Origin of the sequence: Lacrimispora amygdalina (assembly GCF_003432035.1) — a bacterium.
Taxonomy (GTDB): domain Bacteria; phylum Bacillota; class Clostridia; order Lachnospirales; family Lachnospiraceae; genus Lacrimispora; species Lacrimispora amygdalina.
In genome coordinates, this window is sequence record NZ_QOHO01000012.1 from 13,792 (window position 1) to 37,635 (window position 23,844).

Consider the following 23,844-nt stretch of genomic DNA (forward strand, 5'->3'; position numbering starts at 1 on the left):
TTTTATTATCTTATCAGATTGTCTGAGAGAAAGATATAAAAAATATGTAGATTTGGTGATAAAATGATCAAATGTAATTAAGCCATTTAGAAGCCATTAAGATTTTCTGCTCATAATAAACTTATCAAGTGAAAGAGGAGAGGGATGTCACACAAAAATGGCAGTTAATAAAATAAAATCAATGATGGATAAATTGGAGAGGAAGTGAGCAGCCACGACAGCAGCTATATGATGAAAATGAAATTCCCGAAAAAATAAGAATAATTGCTTTATCTGATGGTAATATAATACCACAAAAACAACTTTTTTTCAAGTCTTGTAATTCCCCTGCGACAGGCGTAAACTGTGAATTTATCAGAAAGGAGTACGATTATGGATCATGATAAATGGCTGTTACCGGGAGATGACAGGGCATCACTGGCAAAATTAAATGCTGCAAATGAATATACCGGACAGTTTGGTCTTAAGCTGTCAGAGGAAGATGCAGCACTGCTTTTAACCGAAAGAAAAAATATTTTAAAAAAACAGGAGAGGGTGGAATTTGGTGAAGGGATTCTGCCGAAGCTTATCTTTGCCTTCTGTGATTCGCCGTATATTTATCAGGATAACTATACGGATACCCTGGGGCGTCTTCAGGAGATATTTTATTTGTATAAAAATGAAACTCTGGACGAAATACCCGACGATGAACTGATTGAATTCATGAAAGAGCAGTTTGACGGTCCCTGTCAGGGGTCTGTGGATTATCTGGAAGATACCTCTTTGGAGGTATTTGCCCGGAAGTCCAGATTTGGTCTGCATGACAGCAGGGAAGAAGATGATGATGAGATATAGCAAAGAGGAACTTATGCCTGTTGTGGCAAAGCTGGCAGCACGCTATACAGGGAATGAAAGTACGTCAGTTACTTATGAAAAGGCCCGTCAGCTGATGGGAGCCGTAATTTATTGTATTGAAGTATATGAGAAAGCAGGGGCCGGCGATGAGGGACTTGTTGCAGCACATTCTTCCCTGTCTGCAGATACGGTCTACAGGCAGGGTTATGAAATACTCCTAAATAAGGTTGCTGAAATCAGGCAGAATTATAACCTCATGATGAAGGAGTTTCGGCATTATGGTAACCGGTGCTGTTATGATACCTTTCAAAAAGGCTTACCTGGATTTTTCCTGTATTACGATCCGCGTTTTGATCCTGTGAACCATATATTAACGCTGGATTATCCGGTGCTGGTTCCGTTAGAATCCCGGTGTGGAGCTGATCTTATGGAAGTTTATGTAAACTGCGCATATATGGAACAGAAGTTTTTGGGAAAACTGCCTGAAGAGTATATCCGATATGTGCTGAATGCCTATTCCGGTGATTATGAAGAACTGATTATGAATCTGGCATCCATTGTGTTAAGAAATATAATAGGCTGCCGGATAGCAGGAAAACCCATTGATTTAATTGGATATTCCCAGGAGGAAATGACACGTCTTGAGAATTTTATCAGTGGAAACACAAGAGAGGATTTAGAGGAGCATTTAAAGAGATACGTGGATGAACTGATGGACTTTGCATATGAGGGTAATAAAGAACTGGGAAATTATTTAAAAGAGGATATGAGAAATTACAGCTTTGAATTAAAGCACGCACGAAACTATCACTGCCTTCAGACAGTACTGGCAGTGGAACACAGTTAAAAATATACCGGAATGCCCTTTAGGAAGGCTTCCGGTATATTTTTTACATAAACGGAGCATTATTCATGTCCGTGAGCAGAATTCTGTTCTTTTAAAAGATTCTTCTGTGCAGTTGAAAGCATGAGCTTAATACGGTTTAACTGATTTACCTCACTGGCACCCGGATCATAATCCACAGCAATGATGTTGGAATCAGGATATGCTTTTCTTAACTCCTTGATCACGCCTTTTCCCACAATATGATTGGGGAGGCAGCCAAAAGGCTGGGTGCACACAATATTATTGGTGCCGGTATGGATCAGTTCCAGCATCTCTCCGGTTAAAAACCAGCCCTCTCCGGTCTGATTGCCGATGGAGACAAAGCCGTCAGCCATATCAGCAAGGTTTCCGATATGAGCCGGAGCAGTAAAGTTCTTACTCTTTTCCAGCTCCCGTTTGGCAGTCTTGCGGAAGAATTCCAAAAGGGAAATTCCCATATTAGACAGAAATGCAGTGGATTTTTTCCCTCCCAGAAAATCTGCCTTAAAGTTTGTGTTATAAAAGCAGTACAGTAAAAAGTCCATTAAATCCGGCATAACGGCCTCTGCACCTTCTGCCTCCAGCAGTTCTACAATCCGGTTATTGGCAAGAGGAGAAAACTTCACCAGAATCTCACCCACGATACCAACCTTTGGCTTTTTCACGGAGGTTCTTGGCAGATTGTCAAAATCTCTGATGATGCCCTTAATGTTACGTGAGAACTCCATCATATCAGCGGACTTCTTTGACAGGGATACAATACAGCGCTCTTTCCATTTTTCATGAAGGGAGTTAGCTGAACCAGGTATTTTTTCGTATGGCCGTGTGGCATACAGCACTCTCATAAACACATCTCCGTATACCACTGCCTGCATCGCTTTCGTCAGCAGCGGCAGTGAGATGGTAAAGCCGGGATTGGACTCCATATTGCCCGCATTGACTGAAATTACAGGTACCTGGCTCATGCCTGACTTATCAAGCGCTCTTCGGATAAATCCGATATAGTTGGAAGCACGGCAGCCGCCTCCGGTCTGGCTCATAAACACGGCAGTCCGGTCTAAATCATATTTGCCGGAAAGAAGTGCTTCCATGATCTGGCCGACTACGATGAGGGAGGGGTAGCAGGCATCGTTATTTACGTATTTTAAGCCTGTATCAATGGCAGAACGGTTATCATTCTGCAGAACCTCAACGCGGTAGCCGAATGCCCGGATCGCGGGCTGTAAAAGGTCAAAATGCAGAGGAGACATCTGAGGGCAAAGAATGGTATATTCTTTTTTCATCTCCCTGGTAAACACGACTCTGTTATAAGCGCTGGAGACCACTTTATGCTCAAAATGCCGCTTGTCACGGACCTTTAGGGCTGCGATAAGTGAACGGACACGGATTCTTGCAGCACCTAAGTTATTTACTTCGTCTATTTTTAATACCGTATAAATTTTACCGGAACCGGTCAGGATATCATTAACCTGATCCGTGGTAACGGCATCCAGACCACAGCCAAAGGAATTAAGCTGTATTAAGTCTAAGTTGTCTTCTTTTTTCACCAGGCTGGCAGCCCGGTAAAGCCGGGTATGATACATCCACTGGTCCGTTACCACCAGCGGCCGTTCAATGTCAGCAAGATGAGAGATGGAATCCTCAGTCAGCACTGCAAATCCATAGGAGGTAATCAGTTCCGGAATTCCGTGATTGATTTCCGGGTCAACGTGATAAGGCCTGCCGGCCAGTACGATGCCGTGCCTGTTATTCTCCTTTAACCACTGTAAGGTTTCCTCCCCTTTTTTCTCCATATCCGTACGGGATGCCATGAGTTCCAGCCAGGCCCTATGGGAAGCGTCAGCAACTTCCGATGCAGGGATGCCAAATTCCCTGGTAAAGAATTCCGTTAAGCGTCTGGTTAATACTTCTTCATTGGTAAAAGCCATAAATGGATTTAAGAAACGGACCGATTCTGTTTTAATTCCTTCTACGTTATTTTTAATGTTTTCCGCGTAGGAGGTGACAATGGGGCAGTTAAAGTGATTGCCCGCATCCGGACTTTCGTTCCTCTCGTATGGTATGCAGGGATAAAAAATGGTTTTGATTCCCTGCTTAATCAGCCATTCCACATGACCATGGGCGATTTTCGCCGGATAACATTCTGATTCACTGGGGATGGACTCAATTCCCAGTTCATAGATCTTTCTGGTGGACTGGGGGGACAGTATGGTCCTGAACTTTAACGTATGGAAAAATACTGCCCAGAAGGGGTAATTCTCATACAGGTTTAAAACCCTGGGTATTCCGATAACTCCCCGTGTGGCAAGATCCGCACTTAACGGCTCATAATCAAACATACGGTGGTTTTTATAATCGAACAGGTTGGGGATCTCCCTCCTTGTTTTTTCCTTCCCAAGTCCCCGCTCACAGCGGTTTCCGGAGATAAACTGGCGTCCACCGTCAAACCGGTTTATGGTAAGGACGCAGTTGTTGGTGCAGCCCCTGCACCGGCTCATTGAAGTTTCGTAGTGGAGAGCCAGAATCTTGTCAAGATCCAGCATGGAGGTTTTTTCAGTCCCGTCATAACGCTCTCTTGCAATTAAGGCAGCTCCGAATGCTCCCATAATTCCGGCGATGTCGGGCCTTACAGCCTCACAGCCGGAGATTTTTTCAAAACTGCGGAGTACTGCGTTGTTATAAAATGTACCGCCCTGAACCACCACATGTTTTCCCAGATCGGAGGCGCTTGTTATTTTAATTACCTTAAATAATGCGTTTTTAATAACCGAATACGCAAGTCCGGCTGAAATATCAGAAACTTCAGCCCCTTCTTTCTGAGCCTGTTTCACATTGGAATTCATAAAAACAGTACATCTGGTTCCTAAGTCTGTGGGGTTTTTGGCAAACAGTGCCTCGGTTGCAAAATCCTCCACTTTATAGTTTAAGGAATTGGCAAAAGTTTCAATAAAGGAGCCGCATCCGGAAGAACAGGCCTCATTTAACTGGACGCTGTCTACCGTGTTATTCTTAATCCGAATGCACTTCATATCCTGTCCGCCGATATCTAAAATACAATCCACGTCCGGCTCAAAAAATGCTGCCGCATAGTAGTGGGAAATAGTCTCAACTTCTCCCTCGTCAAGAAGAAAAGCAGCCTTTAATAAAGCCTCTCCGTATCCGGTTGAGCAGGACCAGACTATCTGGCTGTCTGACGTCATCTGTTCCTTTATTTCTTTCATGGCGCGGACGGCAGTTGACAGCGGGGATCCGTTGTTGCTGCTGTAAAAGCTGTAAAGCAGGGTTCCGTCTTCTCCAACCACTGCAACCTTTGTGGTGGTGGAACCTGCATCAATTCCCAAAAAGCACTTGCCGTGATAGGCGGATAACTCGCTCTTTTTCACGCAGTGACTGTTGTGGCGGCTGATAAATCTATCGTAATCTTCCTGACCGGCAAACAATGGTTCCATTCGTTTCACTTCAAAATCCATCTGAATACCATTTGACAATCGGGAAATCATATCTTCAAGAGAGATTTTTGCATCAGTCTTTCCTTCAGTGCTCATGGCAGCGCCGATGGCAGCAAAGAGATGGGAATGATCGGGAGCAATAATCGCGTCTCCTGTAAGATTTAAAGTGCGGATAAAGGCTCCCCGCAGTTCAGGAAGAAAGTGAAGGGGGCCTCCTAAGAACGCCACGTTGCCTCTGATGGGCTTACCGCATGCCAGGCCGCTTATAGTCTGGTTTACCACTGCCTGAAAAATAGATGCTGCCAGATCCTCTCTGGTAGCTCCCTCATTAATAAGAGGCTGAATATCCGTTTTGGCAAATACGCCGCATCGTGCAGCGATTGGATAGATGGCCTTGTAGTTCGCAGCATATTCATCAAGACCTTTGGCATCCGTCTGCAACAGTGCGGCCATCTGATCGATAAAGGAACCGGTGCCTCCGGCACAGATTCCGTTCATTCTCTGGTCAATGCCGCCGGTAAAATAAATAATTTTAGCATCTTCTCCCCCCAGCTCGATTGCTACGTCGGTCTGCGGGGCATAATCCTTAAGGGAGGCGGCTACTGCCACCACTTCCTGTATGAACGGGGTTTTTAAATGTCTGGACAGTGTAAGACCGCCGGATCCGGTTATGGCCGGGAGAAGATCCATGGGCCCTAACTGATCGTAGGCCTTCTTTAGAAGGCCTGCAAGTGTTTCCTGTATGTTTGCAAAATGCCGCTCGTAATCAGCGAACAATAGCTGCTCATCTTTGTCTAAAATAGCAATCTTTACGGTAGTGGAACCGATATCGATTCCTAAAGTATTGTATGTATTCATATGTGCGGGGTTAACCCCTGCCTCCTTTTACGTAAAAGTAAGTTGCTGACTCACCGGACATCAGTTTAACATAAAATAAGAAATAAAACAATTGTCTGGGCATGCTAAAAATATGTTAAACTTAGTAAAATTTGTGTAAGTTCACAAATTGAGGTGGCTTTTCGTTTGACAAAAATGATTTGGGAAATTATAATGTATAAGTCAAAGTCCGCCAAAGTATGCAGAAAAGTCCGTAGAAGGGGGAAAAGCCATGATTCAGATTTATAAAACAGAAGACGGCCTGATTCATCAAAAGGATGAGCTTTCTCCGGGGTGCTGGATAGCACTAACCAATCCTACAGCTACGGAGATACTGGAAATCGCTGATACCTACCGTATCGATCCGGATGATTTAAGGGCTCCTCTTGATGAGGAAGAGCGTTCCCGTATTGAGACAGAGAATAATTACACATTGATTCTTGTTGACGTCCCTACCATTGAGGAAAGGGGCGGAAAAGACTGGTATGTGACAATACCTATGGGAATCATTACCACTGATGAAGCGATCATAACGGTGTGCCTGGAAGAAACCACGGTGTTAAACGCCTTTATGGATGGAAGAGTCAGGGATTTTCACACTTATATGAAGACCCGTTTTATTCTCCAGATTCTTTATAAGAACGCATCGTTATACTTACAGTATTTAAGAGTAATTGATAAAAAAAGTGCTGTTGTAGAAGAGAAACTTCATAAGTCCACCAAGAACCGGGAGCTGATTGAGCTTTTGGAACTGGAAAAGAGTCTGGTGTATTTTACCACATCCTTACGTTCCAATGAAGTGGTGCTGGAAAAGCTCATGAGGAATGAGAAGATCAAGAAATATCCGGAGGATACGGAACTTCTTGAGGATGTCATTGTTGAGAATAAACAGGCGATTGAGATGGCCAATATCTACAGCGGAATACTAAGCGGAACCATGGATGCATTTGCTTCCGTTATTTCCAACAACTTAAATATTGTTATGAAATTTCTGGCAACGATTACCATTGTTATGTCCATACCGACTATGGTTGCAAGCTTTTATGGCATGAATGTGAATCCTGCCGGTGTGCCGTTTGCGGACAGCCCATATGGTTTCTGGATTGTTTTGGGTCTTACATTGATACTTACATTGAGTGTTGCCTGGATTTTTTCCAAAAAGGATTTGTTTTAGCTTAGGAAGGTTGAACGCATGAAATTTTTTTATAATCTGGAACGCAGATTCAGAAAATATGCCATTCCGAATCTCATGTACTATATCATCGGCATGTATGGAACCGGACTGTTTTTACAGCTTTTCGCGCCGGAATTTTATTTGCAGTATTTAGCTCTCGATGCACAAAAGATTCTAAGCGGTCAGGTTTGGAGAGTTGTTACCTTTATCATTTATCCGCCGGGCGGTGGAAGTCTTTTCGGAAGTCTGATCGGCATGTATCTTTATTATATGCTGGGAGTTAATTTAGAGAGAATCTGGGGGGCCTTCCGGTTTAACGTATACTTCTTTATGGGAGTAATTGGTCATGTGGCAGCCGCTTTGGTTGTTTACATCTTTTTCAGACAGAGAATTTATCTGACAACGGAATTTTTAAATTATTCTCTGTTTTTTGCTTTTGCTGCGACATTCCCCGACCTGGAATTTCTTCTGTTTTTTGTGATTCCCATTAAGGCCAAATGGATGGCAATGTTTAATGGAATCTATTTCCTCTATGAGTTTATTATGGGAAATATGGCAACCAGGGTTACGATTGTCATGTCGCTGATTAACTTTTTTGTGTTTTTCCTTCTGACCCGGGATTTAAACCGGATTAATCCGAGGGAAATAAAAAGAAAGCAGAATTTTCACCGTCAGATGAAAATAATGCCCCAGGGAGGAACCCATCATAAGTGCGCCGTCTGCGGACGGACCGAAAAAGATTCTCCGAACCTGGAATTCCGGTATTGTTCAAAATGTGAAGGCAGTCTTGAGTACTGTTCCGAGCATTTGTATACACATAAACATGTAACATCGGACAACCCCACAACCGGTGATACGACCAACTAGCTACGGAGGATAATAATGAAGAGAACCAAAATTATTTGCACGATGGGACCAAACACAAATGACCGCGCACTGATGAAAGCACTTGCTGAGCACGGAATGGATATTGCCAGATTTAACTTCTCACATGGTGATTATGAGGAACAGAAAGCACGTCTTGATATGTTAAAGAGTATTCGTGAGGAATTAGGTCTTCCGATCGCAGCTCTTCTCGATACAAAAGGACCGGAGATTCGTACCGGGCTTTTAAAAGATGGTAAAAAGGTAACCTTAAAAGAAGGCGATACCTATGTTCTCACAACAGAAGAGATTGTCGGAGATGAGACGAAAGGTCATATCAATTACGACGGATTGAATGATGATGTGACTGCCGGAAACCGCATTCTGATTGATGATGGTCTGATTGAACTTGAGGTCTTAGACGTTAAGGGCTGCGAAATCATCTGCAGAATTGTAAACGGCGGCGAACTGGGTGAGAGAAAGGGAGTGAACGTTCCCAATGTTAAGATAAAACTTCCGGCTCTTACCGATAAGGACAAAGCAGATATCCGTTTTGGTATCGAACAGGGCTTTGACTTTATTGCTGCTTCCTTTGTACGTACGGCAGATGCTGTGCGTGAAATCAAGGATATTCTGGCAGAGCATGGTTCTGATATTGCAGTTATTGCAAAGATTGAGAATGCGGAAGGAATTGAAAACCTGGATGAAATCATTGAAGTCAGCGATGGAATCATGGTAGCACGCGGTGACATGGGAGTTGAAATTCCTGCACAGGAAGTTCCGTTTATCCAGAAGAGCATTATAGAAAAATGCAATGAAGCCTGCAAACCGGTTATTACTGCAACCCAGATGCTGGATTCCATGATCCGCAATCCGCGTCCGACCAGAGCAGAAGTAACTGACGTAGCCAATGCAGTTTATGACGGAACCGATGCAGTTATGCTTTCCGGCGAAACCGCTATGGGAAAATATCCGGTAGAGGCACTTTCCATGATGGCTTCCATCGTTGAGGAGACAGAGAAGCACTTAGATTATACCGGATACAGAGAGCGTAAGGTATCAGCAGTCAATAAGCAGAATGTATCCAATGCAGTGTGCTACTCTTCTGTATCCACCGCTCATGATTTAGGCGCAAAGGTGATAGTTGCCCCAAGTATTACCGGTTTTACCACAAGACTTTTATCCAAGTGGAGACCTGAAAACTTAATTATCGGTTTATCTCCCAGTGCGTCAGCTCTTCGCCAGATGCAGCTTTACTGGGGAGTCGTACCGGTTCAGGCAAGACGTGCCGAGTCTACTGACGTTTTAATCTATTCCTCACTGGAACTGTTAAAATCAAAAGAGATTATTAAGGAAGATGACATTGTGGTTGTAACCGCAGGTGTTGTGAGCCCTGCAAGAAAGCATGAGCCTGCAGCACATACCAATATCATGCGTGTTGTAACTGTAGATTAATGGTTTTTTACAGTATTTCTGAATATTTATACAAAAAAGTGTAGACAAAAGAGTCTATCCCCGGTACAATGTAGCTTACCAGCAGATGTGCCGGAGAGGGCTCTTTTCTGCATATGGTAACGTTATGAGAGGAGAGGAAAACGATGGAGAAAAGACCATTTGTAACCAGAGAGCAATTAGAAGAAATTGTGAAAGAATATCCAACTCCCTTTCATTTATACGATGAAAAGGGCATCAGGGAGAATGCGCAGAAATTAAAAGACGCGTTTGCCTGGAATAAGGGATACCGGGAATATTTTGCGGTGAAGGCAACTCCCAACCCGTTTATTTTAAATATATTAAAAGAGTTTGGATGCGGAGCGGACTGTTCCTCTATGACGGAGCTTATGATGTCTGAAGCCATTGGATTTTCCGGTTCCGACATCATGTTTTCATCCAATGACACGCCTGCAGAGGAATTTCAGTTTGCAGACCGGATCGGAGGCATCATCAATCTGGATGATATCACCCATATTGATTTTCTTGAAAAAGCCATTGGACATATTCCGGAAACCATCAGCTGCCGTTACAATCCGGGCGGAATTTTTAAGATCAGCAATGATATTATGGACAATCCCGGAGATGCCAAGTATGGTATGACAACAGAACAGATCTTTGAGGCATTTCGTATTTTAAAAAGCAGGGGGGCGAAGAAATTCGGAATTCATGCGTTCCTTGCAAGCAACACGGTGACTACGGAGTATTATCCTCTTCTTGCAAAAGTGCTATTTGAACTTGCAGTAAAGTTAAAGAAGGAAACAGGAGCAGAGGTTACGTTTATCAATCTTTCCGGAGGAATCGGAATCCCTTATCATCCCGGTCAGGAACCCAATGACATTCTGGCCATAGGCGAGGGAGTAAGAAAGGTATTTGAAGAAGTGCTGATTCCGGAAGGCATGGGAGACGTGGCAATCTATACAGAGCTTGGACGCTTTATGTTAGGACCTTACGGCGCACTGGTAACCAGGGCAATTCATGAAAAACACACCCATAAGGAATATGTGGGAGTAGATGCCTGTGCGGTAAATCTTATGAGACCTGCCATGTACGGTGCTTACCATCACATAACGGTTATGGGAAAAGAGGACGCCCCCTGCAGCCATAAGTATGATGTGGTGGGATCTCTTTGTGAGAACAATGACAAGTTTGCCATTGACCGCATGCTGCCGGAGATTACCAGAGGAGACCTGCTTTTTATCCATGATACAGGCGCTCATGGGTATGCCATGGGATATAATTACAATGGAAAATTAAAGTCTGCAGAGCTGCTGCTGAAAGCGGATGGATCTGTGGAGCTGATCCGCAGGGCAGAGACTCCCAGGGATTATTTTGCAACATTTGACTGCTTTGATGTGCTTAAGAATGTGAAATACGAATAATAGTATGAAATAAAAGAGGATGAGGTCCCGTTTTCAGATATCTGAGAACGGGATTTTATTCCGTAATACAGAAAAATCCCCATGTCACAGACACAGGGATTTTTCTTAGGATTTTCGGATTTTCAAAAAGGGTGAAAGGATAATTGTTACGTTGTGCATTTCTTATGTGTTAAGTATATCACACCAGTTCTGGAAAAGTTTGTATATTGTTTGAATAGATTATGAAGATTTTCTTAACTTTAATGATTTACATAAAAGTCAGATGTGATTGAGACCTTATCATTTAAGTATGGGTGAAGTTGAAATTAATATTGATTATCAGTTAATTTGGTGATATTTTACTAATAAGATGAAAATATTAAAGAATAACAAGGAGCGGGTACAGTTGAAGATTAAAGTAAGAGAATACAATGCTGATGATGTCAATGCCATGATTCATATATGGAATGAAGTTGTTGAGGAGGGAATTGCTTTTCCGCAGGAAGATCTGCTGACATGGGAAACCGGCTGCGCCTTTTTTAAATCACAAACGTGTTGTTGTGTGGCAGAAGACATCGAAATCAGTAAGATATATGGCCTTTATATCCTTCACCCAAACAATGTAGGAAGATGCGGGCATATTTGTAATGCCAGTTACGCGGTAAGCTCTGAGAGCAGAGGATTACATATTGGAGAAAAGTTAGTAACAGACTGCCTTATAAAAGCCAGGCAGCATGGATTTAAAATAATGCAATTCAATGCTGTGGTTTCAACAAATACTCGTGCAAGGCATTTATATGAACGGCTCGGTTTTATACAACTTGGGACAATTCCGGGAGGATTTCACATGAAAGATGGTCATTATGAAGATATTTGTCCTTATTATTATATTTTATAGTTATGATTAAAATTCCTGCCTGCATTTAGTCTGGAAAAGAAACCATGGGAAGCGTACCGGAATATCTTAATAAAAAAAGGAATCAGGTAGCGGACTGTGAATCAGGTAAGAGAAGTGATACACTGTGACAGTGCCATCCGCATGGGACTAACCGGGCGTGGTATTGGTATTGCAGTTCTTGATACGGGAATTTACCTTCATGAGGATCTTGAACATAGATTGGCAGCTTTTGTGGATATTGTTCACCGCAGGCGGGAGCCCTACGATGACAATGGCCATGGTACTCATATATCCGGAATTATTGCAGGAGAGGGCAGAGCCTCCAATGGACTTTATATGGGGGTTGCCCCGGAGAGCCACATTATTATGCTGAAAGTATTGGACAAAAAAGGAAATGGTTACGCTTCAGATGTGCTTTCCGGGCTGAAGTGGATCCGTGACAACAGGGAGAGGTACGGAATCCGGATTGTAAATATATCGGTTGGTTCCTTTTCAAAAAAAGGAATGACAGAAAATTCGGTTCTGGTGAGAGGTGTGAATGCAGCCTGGGATGACGGGCTGGTGGTATGTGTGGCAGCAGGAAACATGGGACCCGGTACGAATACCATCACAACACCGGGGATTAGCCGTAAGGTGATTACGGTAGGGTGTTCCGATGACTATAAAGAGGTAAATGTGATGGGAAACCGGATGATTGACTATTCCGGCAGAGGTCCCACCGGAGCCTGTATCTGTAAACCGGAGATCATTGCGCCTGGAGCCGGAATTATAAGCTGCTCCAATGAACCGGGGCAGTATCAGACCAAAAGCGGAACCTCCATGTCCACTCCCCTGGTCTCAGGGGCCATTGCACTTCTGCTGCAGAAATATCCATATATGAGCAACCGGGATGTGAAGCTCATGTTAAGAGAACGGGCTGTGGATATCGGGCTTCCCATGAATCAGCAGGGCTGGGGTATGCTTGATGTGGAAAAACTGCTGCTGTAAAAACCGGATACGAACCGCCTTTTATATAAGGGCGGTCCGTATCCGGTTTTGAGAAAGAAAAAACTTGCTAAGCCCAAATCTCTGTGCTATAGTAAAACAGAAGTCGTAAGGCAGTCTGCCTTTTTTTATTCTCCATTCAGGCGTTTCGCCCTAATTTCCAAAGTAACCATAATAAGTTGACCGCTAAGACAGGAGTGTGATGCGTATGATTGAAGAAGGATGAAAATACAGGTTGACATTTGCCTGGAAGTATACTATCATTATAAATAGAAAAAGAACGTTTGTTCGTGTTGGAGGAAAAGATGAATAAAGATGATAAGCTGAAAGCACTGGATGCCGCACTTACCCAGATAGAGAAAGCATATGGAAAAGGATCTGTCATGAAGCTGGGGGATTCAGGAACGAATATGAATGTGGAGACCATACCTACCGGAGCGTTAAGCCTGGACATTGCACTTGGTCTTGGCGGAATTCCAAAGGGAAGAGTCGTGGAGATCTATGGACCGGAATCCAGTGGTAAGACCACAGTTGCTCTTCATATGGTAGCAGAGGTTCAGAAGCGGGGAGGCATCGCAGGCTTTATCGATGCGGAACACGCACTTGACCCCGTTTATGCAAAGAATATAGGTGTCGATATAGACAATTTATATATTTCCCAGCCGGATAACGGAGAGCAGGCTCTTGAGATTACGGAAACCATGGTCCGGTCCGGAGCCGTGGATATTATCATTGTAGACTCTGTAGCAGCCCTCGTGCCCAAAGCTGAGATTGAGGGAGACATGGGAGATTCCCACGTAGGTCTCCAGGCAAGACTGATGTCACAGGCTCTCAGAAAACTTACTGCTGTTATCAGTAAGTCCAACTGTATTGTTTTATTCATTAACCAGCTTCGTGAGAAGGTTGGAGTTATGTTTGGCAGTCCTGAGACAACCACAGGCGGCCGCGCTCTTAAATTCTACGCCTCCGTCCGTATGGATATCCGTAAGATTGAGACCTTAAAGCAGGGTGGCGACATGGTAGGTAACAGAGCCCGGGTGAAGGTGGTGAAGAACAAGATTGCTCCGCCATTTAAAGAGGCTGAATTTGATATCATGTTCGGAAAGGGAATTTCCAAAGAAGGAGATATTCTGGATTTAGCTGTAAAAGAAAACATTGTAGAAAAAAGCGGTGCATGGTTCGCTTATAATAACGTAAAGATCGGCCAGGGAAGAGAAAATTCCAAGATTTATCTTCAGGACAATCCAGCCGTTTGTCTGGAGATCGAGAACAAGGTCCGCGTTAAGTATGGTCTGGCAGAGGAAAAAGCAATTGCAGGGGACCGTGCCCCGGAAAAGGAAAGCAAGCGGATTAAGCCTGAGGAAGATAAGACCGGAGCAGGGAAAGAATAATACTTCGAAGTCTGTTCCCTCTTCTGACAGGGAAGTGCAGGGGACAGGACAGAGACAGAATGATCAAAAGGATAAGGGGCATATATGACAGTAACAGAGATTTTGCCCGTCGATAAACGCAGGAGTAAAGTCATTCTTGATGATGACTTTACTCTTGTTCTTTATAGAGGGGAATTAAAGCGATATTCCATAGAGGTAGGAAATGAGATCCCGGGAGAGGTTTATCAGGAGATTGTTAAGGAAATTCTGTGTAAGAGAGCCAGGGAACGGGTTCTGTTTCTTTTAAAATCATCCGATAAGACGGAGCAGGAACTGAGAAGAAAGTTAAAGGAAGGATATTATCCCCAGGAAGCCATTGATTATGCCATTGATTTCCTAAAGGAGCATCGCTTCATCAATGATCAGGAGTATGCAAGAAGATATGTGGAATTTAATTCCAGAAGAAAGAGTGAAAGACAGATTCAGTTTGAACTTCAGAGAAAAGGTCTGGACAAGGAAATGATTGGAGATACTCTAAAGGAGCAGCCCGTAGATGAGGCTGCCATAGTCAGAGAATATATCAGGAAAAAGCGTTTATTTCCGGAACAGATGGACGCCAGGGAGAAGAGCAAAGTGATGGCATCTCTTGGCAGAAAAGGTTTCTCTTATGAAGCGGTAAGCCGGGTTTTAGGTGAAATTTTTGTCGATGACTGACAATAGTGAAAATGTGTATAAGTATACCGGAAACAGAGGCGAAATACTTGACATAATGTATAAAACAGTTTAAAATTGTAGTGTTGTATTGTTGTACAATGAAAATAAAATAAGGAGGTGCTCCTGTGTCAGTATCAGTATTCACGGCTGCATTGATTTCGATCATTGCATCAGTAGTAGTTGCTTTTATTGCCTGGTCTGCTGCGACCGCATATCGTAAGAACACTTACGAAAGCAAAATTGGCTCTGCAGAAGAAAAATCCCGGGAAATAATAGATGAAGCATTAAAGACCGCTGAGACAAAGAAGCGTGAAGCTCTCCTTGAGGCGAAAGAAGAGTCTTTAAAGACTAAGAACGAACTGGAAAAGGTAACCAGGGAGAGAAGAGCTGAGCTTCAACGTTATGAAAGACGAGTATTAAGCAAGGAAGAAAACTTGGACAAGAAGTCTGAGACTATGGAAAAACGAGAAGCAGGTCTTGCTGCTCGAGAGGAAGCCCTGAATAAGAGAAATTCCGAAGTGGAATCTCTTTATGAAAAAGGCATTCAGGAACTGGAAAAAATTTCCGGACTTACCTCCGAACAGGCAAAAGAATATCTTTTAAAATCTGTTGAAGATGATGTTAAACATGACACTGCGAAATTAATTAAGGAACTGGAAAACAAAGCAAAAGAAGAAGCTGATAAGAAAGCAAAAGAATATGTGGTTACTGCCATTCAAAGATGTGCGGCTGACCATGTGGCAGAGACAACCGTTTCAGTTGTTCAGCTTCCCAATGACGAGATGAAAGGCCGTATTATCGGTAGAGAAGGCCGTAATATCCGTACGTTAGAAACCCTGACGGGTGTGGAATTAATTATTGATGATACCCCGGAGGCAGTTGTTTTATCCGGATTTGATCCGGTTCGTAGAGAAGTAGCGAGAATCGCGTTGGAACGCCTCATTGTGGATGGACGTATTCACCCAGCCAGAATCGAGGAGATGGTGGAGAAGGCGCAAAAAGAAGTTGAGACCAATATGCGTGAGGAAGGAGAAGCTGCCGCTCTTGAAGTAGGCATTCACGGGCTTCATCCCGAACTCATACGTTTGCTTGGCAAGCTGAAATACAGAACAAGCTATGGACAGAATGCATTAAAGCATTCCATTGAGGTCGCTCAGTTATCCGGGCTGTTAGCCGGAGAGATCGGTCTTGATATCCGTATGGCAAAACGTGCCGGTTTATTACATGATATTGGAAAAGCTGTGGATCATGAGATGGAAGGTTCTCATATTCAGCTGGGTCTGGAGTTATGTAAGAAATACAAAGAATCCGCAATCGTATTGAACACCGTGGAATCACATCATGGAGATGTAGAACCACAGAGTCTGATTGCATGCATCGTTCAGGCTGCAGATACCATTTCTGCTGCAAGACCTGGTGCCAGAAGGGAGACTCTGGAAACATATACAAACAGATTAAAACAGTTAGAAGATATCACCAACTCCTTTAAGGGAGTGGACAAGTCCTTTGCCATTCAGGCAGGACGCGAAGTTCGGATTATGGTAGTTCCTGATCAGATTAACGATGATGATATGGTACTTTTGGCCCGTGATATTTCTAAGAAGATTGAAGATTCCTTAGAGTATCCGGGACAGATTAAGGTTAACGTGATCCGGGAGTCCAGAGTTACAGATTACGCGAAGTAAAATAGTGCCCTAAAACCGTATACTTATTCTGGTGCGGCTTTAGGGCATATTTCATGTCAGGAGGATGATACGTGAAACGTCGGATAAAAGTACTGTTAAGCTGCGTACTGATTTGCCAGCTGTTTCTTATGACCGTTTATGCAAAACCGGATTGGCCGTCTGATACGGGGATTCAGGCAGAAGCGGGAATTGTGATTGATGCAGATACAGGCACCGTTATCTTTGGACAAAATATACACGCCGCTTATCCGCCGGCAAGTATTACGAAGATACTGACTGCTTTAATAGTCCTGGAAAACAGTGATCTGACCGATATGGTGACATTTTCAAAGGACTCTGTCTACAATGTGGAAGAAGGAAGCGGGAATAAACTGAATGTCACCAATGGGGATACGCTGTCTGTAGAGGATTGCCTGTATTCTCTTATACTGCATTCCTGCAACCAGGCTGCCAATGCTCTGGCGGAGCATGTGGGAGGAAGCAGAGAAGGATTTGTCAAAATGATGAATGACAAACTGGCGGAGCTTGGATGCACAGAAAGCCATTTTGAAAATCCATCAGGATTGAATGGAGACACCCAGTATGTGACTGCATATGATATGGCACTGATCGCCCGTGCTGCTTATAATAATAAAAAACTGGTGGAGATCAGTTCTGCCGTCAGCCATAACATTCCTCCCACTGCCAATAATCCGGAGGGACTGACCATTTATAATGAACACAGGCTGGTAAAGACCACGGATGAATCCAGCGAATTTTATTATCCAGCGGCTGTTGCAGGAAAAACCGGCTATCTGATTAAAGCCGGCAATACCCTTGTGACTTATGCGGAAAAAGATGGGAGAAGACTGATTTCCGTCATCTTAAAAGGCAGTCCAAGGCAGTATTTTATTGATGGAAAGAACCTCCTTGAATTTGGATTTACCCAGTTTGAAAATCTTCCGGTAACAGGCAATGAAACGGAATATACCGCCGGGGATGCCCCTGTTTCCATTGGAACGAAAAGTTATCAGCCTTCGGACCTTGAACTGGAGCCAGACGCGGCAGTTACCGTACCCAAGGGGGCAGAGTTTTCTGAGATTGACAGGGAACTGGTCACGGACTTGCCGGCCGGGAGCCCAAAAGGCGCGGTGGCTCTCATCCGCTATACTTATAATGACAGGGCAGTTGGACAGGCGTACTTATTTGCAAAGGCCGAAGAGGAGTCCCAGAGTGAACCGCCTGCGAAAGAGTCTTCCGGGGAACATGAGGAAGATACAAAGGCGGACGCAACTAACAATTCAAAAAAGGGATTTGGAGTTTTTGGAACTCTTTCCATTGCCGCCGCAGCTTTTGCTATAGCAGCAGGGACAGCATTTGCAGTGAAGAAGAAAAGAAAAGAGTCCAAAGAAATTGCACTCCGGAGAGAAGAACGAAGACGCCGCCTTAAGGAAGAAGGCGATGCGGAGGACTTCGAACGCATTTTAAATGAACGCAGAAATAATAAGAAAAAAACAAAATAAGAAAATGAAAAAGACCAGCTGGGGAAGCTGGTCTTTTTTCGGAGAAGGTATTTCGTTTCTTATGGGGTGTAGCAAAAACTATATAATGTATTGGGGGGGGGTTACATGTAATAATATACCCCATATTTCTTTAAAAGTGTTAACAAACATTAACAAAATTAAAAAATAAAATTGTGCATATTATCTTGCTTTATTCATGGGATTGTGGAAAAAACATAGATTTATATAGGAATGTCCGGATCTCTTGTGCTATATACCGTCTTATGCGTAAATGAATTATTTGGAAAAAACAGGGCTGGTATGGTAAAATATATAAAAACAACTTGTGCAATGGTGCGTACAAGTTATAAATTGTAAGTAAGAGGATGACTGGTTCACTCTCATGGAAAAATCAGGAGGTAGAAATCAATGAGGTTTTTTGTAGACACGGCGAACATTGAAGAAATCAGAAAAGCCAATGAGATGGGAATTATCTGCGGGGTTACCACCAATCCGTCTTTGATTGCCAAAGAAGGAAGGGATTTTAAACAGGTGATAGAAGAGATTGCATCCATCGTGGATGGACCCATCAGCGGCGAAGTGAAAGCAACTACTGCAGATGCAGCAGGGATGATAGAAGAGGGAAGGCAGATTGCAGCCATTCATCCCAATATGGTTGTTAAGATCCCCATGACTTCAGAAGGATTAAAGGCAGTTAAAGTGCTGACAGGGGCAGGCATAAAGACCAATGTGACTCTGGTATTTTCAGCAGCCCAGGCTCTTCTGGCAGCAAGGGCAGGAGCCACCTATGTGTCTCCTTTCTTAGGAAGACTTGATGATATTTCAATGCCTGGAATTGATCTGATTGAAGAGATCACTGAAATATTTTCAATTCATGAGATTGAGACAGAGATCATAGCTGCCAGCATACGCAATCCCATCCATGTGATTGACTGTGCCAAAGCAGGCGCGGACATCGCTACCGTACCTTATCCGGTGTTAGAACAGATGACCAGACATCCGTTAACGGATCAGGGAATTAAGAAATTTCAGGATGATTACCGTAAGGTATTCGGAGAATAAAACTTATTATCGTTTAGAAAGGTTGGACACGACTAATGGCATGTAACAAAGTAAAAATGGTGATTGACAAAGAATTCCGTATTTCGGAGATTGATGAAAGGATTTACGGTTCTTTTATTGAACATCTTGGCAGAGCGGTTTATGACGGTATTTATTGTCCGGAGCATCCCACGGCAGATGAATATGGATTCCGCAGCGACGTAAAGGAAATGATCAGAGATTTAAATGTTCCCATTATCCGGTATCCAGGCGGAAACTTCGTTTCCAGCTTTAACTGGGAAGACAGTGTGGGCCCGGTGAGTGAGCGTCCAAGAAGGCTGGAACTTGCCTGGAAGAGCATTGAAGAGAATAAAGTTGGATTAAATGAATTTACCAAATGGGCAAGAAGTGCAGGATCTGATGTTATGATGGCGGTTAACCTGGGGACAAGAGGGATTGCCGATGCATGCAACATTCTGGAATACTGCAATCACCCCGGCAATACCAAATACAGCGATTTGAGAATCAGCCATGGATATAAGGAACCGCATAATATCAAAACCTGGTGTCTTGGCAATGAGATGGATGGACCATGGCAGCTGGGACATAAGACCATGGAGGAATATGGCAGACTTGCGGAAGAGACAGCAAGAGCCATGAAGATTATCGATCCTTCCATTGAGCTGGTTTCCTGCGGAAGCTCTTCGCTCACCATGCCCACCTTCCCGGATTGGGAAGCGGTTACCCTCCAGCATACCTATGATCACGTGGATTATGTTTCCATGCACCAGTATTATGGCAATGAGAAGGGCGACAGTGAAGACTTCCTGGCCTGCTCCGATGACATGGATCAGTTTATCCGCACGGTAATTGCCACCTGCGATTATGTGAAGGCGAAAAAGAGGGGCAAAAAAGATATTAAAATCAGCTTTGATGAGTGGAATGTATGGTACCATTCCAATGCTGCTGACAATGATATAACGGAAAACCATCCATGGAAGGTAGCGCCGCCTATGTTAGAGGACATCTATAATTTTGAAGATGCGCTTTTAGTGGGACTGATGCTGATCACCCTGTTAAAGCATGCTGACCGGGTGAAGATGGCATGTCTTGCACAGCTGGTTAACGTGATTGCACCTATTATGACAGAGGCAGGCGGCGGAGCAGTCTGGAAGCAGACAATTTTCTATCCATTTATGCACGCATCTGCTTTTGGCAGGGGAACCGCGCTCCTTCCGGTTATCAGCACACCGAAATTTGACACGTCCAGACATGAAGATGTGACAGCAGTGGAAGCGGTGCCTGTTTATAACGGGGAAAAGGATGAAGTGACCATTTTCGCAGTGAACCGTTCCATTAAGGACGACGCAGAAATGACCATTGATGTTAGAAGTTTTGAAGGTTACCGTATTCTGGAGCACATCGTATTAGAAAGCGATGATCTGCTTGCCGTAAACGGACCTTTTAACGAAAAGGTGGCACCAAAACAGACCAGCCAGTCTTCTTTAGACGGAGGTATGGTAACCAGTATGTTACACAGGGCATCCTGGAATGTAATTCGTCTGGGTAAATAAATCAAACAGGAGGGGGTTATACATATGAAACAAAAAGCGTATCAATTCTGGTTTGCAACAGGCTCTCAGGATCTTTACGGAGAAGCCTGCTTAAGGGATGTAGCAGAACATGCAGGGATTATAACCGGGAGGCTTAACGCTTCCGGAATCCTTCCCTATGAAGTGGTTTTAAAGCCTGTACTCATTGATAATGCATCCATACGGTCTCTGTTCCGGCAGGCAAATGACGATGAGAACTGCGCAGGTGTCATCACCTGGATGCACACCTTTTCTCCGGCAAAGTCATGGATCTTAGGTCTGCAGGAATACAGAAAACCCCTGCTTCATTTACATACCCAGTTTAACCAGGAAATTCCTTATGATTCCATTGATATGGATTTCATGAACGAGAACCAGTCCGCCCATGGAGACCGGGAATTCGGACATATGGTGACCAGGATGGGACTGGTAAGAAAGGTGATTGCCGGTTTCTGGGATGATGATTCGGTAAAAAGAAGAATTGCGTCCTGGATGAGGACTGCAGTGGGAATTGTGGAAAGCAGCCATATCCGTGTGGTGCGTTTTGCAGACAATATGAGGAATGTAGCAGTAACGGAAGGAGATAAGGTAGAGGCTCAGGTGAAATTCGGCTGGGAGATCGATGCTTATCCGGTTACTGAAGCTGCAGATTATGTTCAGGATGTAAAAGCGGGAGATGTGTCTGCACTTGTGGAAGAGTACTATGACCGCTATGACATATTGCTGGAAGGAAGAGATCCTGAGGAGTTTAAAAAACATGTGGCAGTTCAGGCACAGATTGAGCTTGGATTTGAGGCGTTCTTAAGAGAAAAGGATTATCAGGCGATTGTTACCCATTTCGGCGATTTAGGGTCCTTAAAACAGCTTCCAGGCCTTGCAATCCAGCGTCTGATGGAAAAGGGGTACGGCTTCGGCGGAGAAGGAGACTGGAAAACAGCAGCTATGGTGCGCTTAATGAAGCTGATGACGGAGGGCACAAAGGATGCGAAGGGAACTTCTTTCATGGAGGATTATACTTATAATCTGGTTCCGGGAAAAGAAGGGATTCTTCAGGCTCATATGCTGGAAGTCTGCCCATCCATTGCAGAGGGAAGAGCAGGCATCAAAGTAAACCCCCTGTCCATGGGTGACAGGGAAGACCCTGCAAGACTTGTATTTACTGCAAAAGAGGGCAGAGGAGTTGCAGCTTCCCTCATTGATTTAGGAACCCGGTTCCGTCTTATTATTAATACTGTCAACTGTAAAAAGGTAGAAAAGCCCATGCCAAAGCTTCCGGTTGCAACTGCATTCTGGACTCCGGAGCCAAATTTAATAACCGGTGCGGAATGCTGGATTTTAGCTGGTGGTGCCCATCATACGGCATTTACTTACGATCTGACTGCAGAGCAGCTGGGTGACTGGGCCGAAGCCATGGGAATTGAAGCTGTATACATTGACGAGAATACAAATGTCCGGGATTTTAAAAATGAACTGAGATGGAATTTGGCGGCATACCGCTGATGCTGATAGAAAGTTTGAGGGGGTTTCTATGGATAACGAAACATTAATCGCAGCAATCCGGGAAGGAAATACTGCACTGGGAATCGAACTTGGGTCCACCAGAATCAAAGCAGTTCTGGTAGATGAGAACCATAATCCCATCGCCACCGGCGGCCATGACTGGGAGAACCGCTACGAAAACGGAATCTGGACCTATGGCATCACAGATATATGGGAAGGTGTTCAGGACAGCTATAAAAAGATGGCCAGAGAAGTAAAAGAAAAATATGGGGTAACCCTTACTTCCATTGGAGCCATTGGATTTTCTGCCATGATGCACGGTTATATGGCATTTGATAAAAATGGGGACTTACTGGTTCCATTCCGGACATGGAGAAATACCATGACGGAAGAGGCGGCCAGCCAGCTGACGGAGCTTTTTTCTTTCCACATTCCTCAAAGATGGAGCATTGCCCATTTATACCAGGCTGTTTTAAATGGTGAGGACCATGTCTCTGATATTGATTACCTGATTACTCTGGAAGGGTATGTCCACTGGAAGCTGACCGGAAAGAGAGTTTTAGGCATTGGTGACTGCGCCGGAATGTTTCCTGTGGACAGCCAGACAAAAGATTTTAATAAGCACATGATCAGCCAGTTTGATGAACTTATCTCTGACAGGAACCTGCCGTGGAAGCTGAGGGATATTATGCCTGAAGTTCTGACTGCAGGTGAAGCGGCAGGTGTGCTGACACCAGAGGGAGCAGCACTACTTGATGTAAGCGGGAACTTAAAACCCGGCATTCCTCTCTGCCCGCCGGAAGGTGATGCAGGAACAGGAATGACAGCTACCAACTCTGTTGCAAGGAGAACTGGAAATGTATCTGCAGGAACCAGTGTTTTTGCCATGGTGGTTCTGGAAAAGGAACTTTCCAGAGTTTATGAAGAACTTGACCTCGTTACCACACCGGCAGGGGATGCTGTTGCCATGGTCCACTGCAATAACTGTACTTCCGACTTGAATGCATGGGTATCCTTATTTGAGGAATTTGCCGGGACCATGGGCATGAAGCCGGATAAGAATGAACTCTTTACCGCTCTTTACAGGAAAGCGTTAGAGGGGGAGAAAGATGGCGGCGGACTTTTGTCCTACGGGTATTTGTCAGGAGAACACATCACTCATTTTGAAGAGGGAAGGCCGTTATTTGTTCGCACTCCCAACAGCAGATTTAATCTGGCGAATTTTATGAGAGTCCACCTTTACACCGCTTTAGGAGCCTTAAATATGGGAATGGAGATTCTGTTTAAAGAGGGTGTGAAGCTGGATGTGCTTCTTGGCCACGGAGGTCTGTTTAAGACCAGAGAAACGGGGCAGAGGATCATGGCGGCGGCTGTAGGAGTTCCTGTTTCTGTAATGGAAACAGCCGGAGAAGGCGGAGCCTGGGGAGCAGCACTGCTTGCCTCCTATCTCCTTCGTAAGAAGGAAGGGGAGACTTTGGATCAGTACCTTTCAGAACGTGTATTTAAGGATATGGCGGGTGAAACCATGGAACCGGATCCGGAAGATGCAGCAGGATTTCAGTCATTTATGGAACGGTATAAAAATGGGCTTGCAATTGAACGTGCAGCTGTGGACAGCTTATACTCATAGGGAAAGGATTTAGG

Annotated in this window: 17 protein-coding genes; 16 read left to right on the forward strand and 1 reads right to left on the reverse strand. The window is 44.2% G+C overall.

What is annotated here, in order from left to right:
- The first annotated feature begins 372 nt into the window (after nt 1-372).
- Nucleotides 373-834, forward strand: a complete 462-nt coding sequence (locus tag DS742_RS03230; protein WP_117415594.1) for a DUF6323 family protein — start codon at nt 373-375, stop codon at nt 832-834.
- Nucleotides 818-1,681 (forward strand): DUF6179 domain-containing protein, encoded by an 864-nt coding sequence (locus tag DS742_RS03235; protein WP_117415595.1) that lies wholly within the window; start codon nt 818-820, stop codon nt 1,679-1,681. Before DS742_RS03230 ends, DS742_RS03235 begins: the two co-directional genes overlap by 17 nt.
- A 59-nt stretch (nt 1,682-1,740) precedes the next feature.
- On the opposite strand, the gene DS742_RS03240 is transcribed toward DS742_RS03235, so the two are convergent.
- On the reverse strand, nt 1,741-6,006 hold the full coding sequence (locus tag DS742_RS03240; RefSeq protein WP_117415596.1) for a 2-hydroxyacyl-CoA dehydratase: 4,266 nt from the start codon (nt 6,004-6,006) through the stop codon (nt 1,741-1,743).
- Between the two features lie 250 nt (nt 6,007-6,256).
- Here DS742_RS03240 and DS742_RS03245 point away from each other — a divergent pair, with 250 nt between their 5' ends.
- From DS742_RS03245 to DS742_RS03315, 14 genes are all read left to right on the forward strand, one after another.
- Nucleotides 6,257-7,198, forward strand: a complete 942-nt coding sequence (locus DS742_RS03245) for a magnesium transporter CorA family protein (protein ID WP_117415597.1) — start codon at nt 6,257-6,259, stop codon at nt 7,196-7,198.
- A gap of 18 nt (nt 7,199-7,216) precedes the next feature.
- Nucleotides 7,217-8,065 carry a DUF1751 domain-containing protein gene (locus tag DS742_RS03250; protein ID WP_117415598.1) on the forward strand — a complete coding sequence of 283 codons (849 nt, stop codon included), beginning with the start codon at nt 7,217-7,219 and terminating at the stop codon, nt 8,063-8,065.
- A 15-nt stretch (nt 8,066-8,080) separates the two neighbouring features.
- The gene (pyk, locus tag DS742_RS03255) at nt 8,081-9,517 is read left to right on the forward strand and encodes a pyruvate kinase (RefSeq protein ID WP_117415599.1); all 1,437 of its coding nucleotides are present in this window, start codon (nt 8,081-8,083) and stop codon (nt 9,515-9,517) included.
- A 143-nt stretch (nt 9,518-9,660) separates the two neighbouring features.
- Nucleotides 9,661-10,935 carry a diaminopimelate decarboxylase gene (locus DS742_RS03260; RefSeq protein WP_117415600.1) on the forward strand — a complete coding sequence of 425 codons (1,275 nt, stop codon included), beginning with the start codon at nt 9,661-9,663 and terminating at the stop codon, nt 10,933-10,935.
- Between the two features lie 385 nt (nt 10,936-11,320).
- Nucleotides 11,321-11,812 carry a GNAT family N-acetyltransferase gene (locus DS742_RS03265; protein WP_117415601.1) on the forward strand — a complete coding sequence of 164 codons (492 nt, stop codon included), beginning with the start codon at nt 11,321-11,323 and terminating at the stop codon, nt 11,810-11,812.
- A 96-nt stretch (nt 11,813-11,908) separates the two neighbouring features.
- Nucleotides 11,909-12,799, forward strand: a complete 891-nt coding sequence (locus DS742_RS03270; RefSeq protein ID WP_117415602.1) for a S8 family peptidase — start codon at nt 11,909-11,911, stop codon at nt 12,797-12,799.
- A gap of 302 nt (nt 12,800-13,101) precedes the next feature.
- Nucleotides 13,102-14,187 (forward strand): recombinase RecA, encoded by a 1,086-nt coding sequence (gene recA / locus DS742_RS03275; RefSeq protein ID WP_117415603.1) that lies wholly within the window; start codon nt 13,102-13,104, stop codon nt 14,185-14,187.
- A gap of 84 nt (nt 14,188-14,271) precedes the next feature.
- Nucleotides 14,272-14,880 (forward strand): regulatory protein RecX, encoded by a 609-nt coding sequence (locus tag DS742_RS03280; RefSeq protein ID WP_117415604.1) that lies wholly within the window; start codon nt 14,272-14,274, stop codon nt 14,878-14,880.
- A gap of 125 nt (nt 14,881-15,005) precedes the next feature.
- On the forward strand, nt 15,006-16,565 hold the full coding sequence (gene rny, locus DS742_RS03285; protein ID WP_117415605.1) for a ribonuclease Y: 1,560 nt from the start codon (nt 15,006-15,008) through the stop codon (nt 16,563-16,565).
- Between the two features lie 71 nt (nt 16,566-16,636).
- Nucleotides 16,637-18,067: a D-alanyl-D-alanine carboxypeptidase family protein gene (locus tag DS742_RS03290; RefSeq protein ID WP_117415606.1), complete on the forward strand. Its 1,431-nt coding sequence runs from the start codon at nt 16,637-16,639 to the stop codon at nt 18,065-18,067.
- Between the two features lie 408 nt (nt 18,068-18,475).
- A complete protein-coding gene (gene fsa / locus DS742_RS03300; RefSeq protein ID WP_117415608.1) occupies nt 18,476-19,129 on the forward strand; it encodes a fructose-6-phosphate aldolase in 654 nt (217 codons plus the stop codon).
- 35 nt (nt 19,130-19,164) lie between these two features.
- Nucleotides 19,165-20,682, forward strand: a complete 1,518-nt coding sequence (arfA, locus tag DS742_RS03305) for an arabinosylfuranosidase ArfA (protein WP_242996376.1) — start codon at nt 19,165-19,167, stop codon at nt 20,680-20,682.
- 24 nt (nt 20,683-20,706) lie between these two features.
- Nucleotides 20,707-22,200, forward strand: coding sequence for an L-arabinose isomerase (gene araA, locus DS742_RS03310; protein ID WP_117415609.1), 1,494 nt, complete (start codon nt 20,707-20,709; stop codon nt 22,198-22,200).
- A 28-nt stretch (nt 22,201-22,228) separates the two neighbouring features.
- Nucleotides 22,229-23,830: a xylulokinase gene (locus tag DS742_RS03315; protein ID WP_117415610.1), complete on the forward strand. Its 1,602-nt coding sequence runs from the start codon at nt 22,229-22,231 to the stop codon at nt 23,828-23,830.
- The last annotated feature ends 14 nt before the right edge of the window (nt 23,831-23,844 follow it).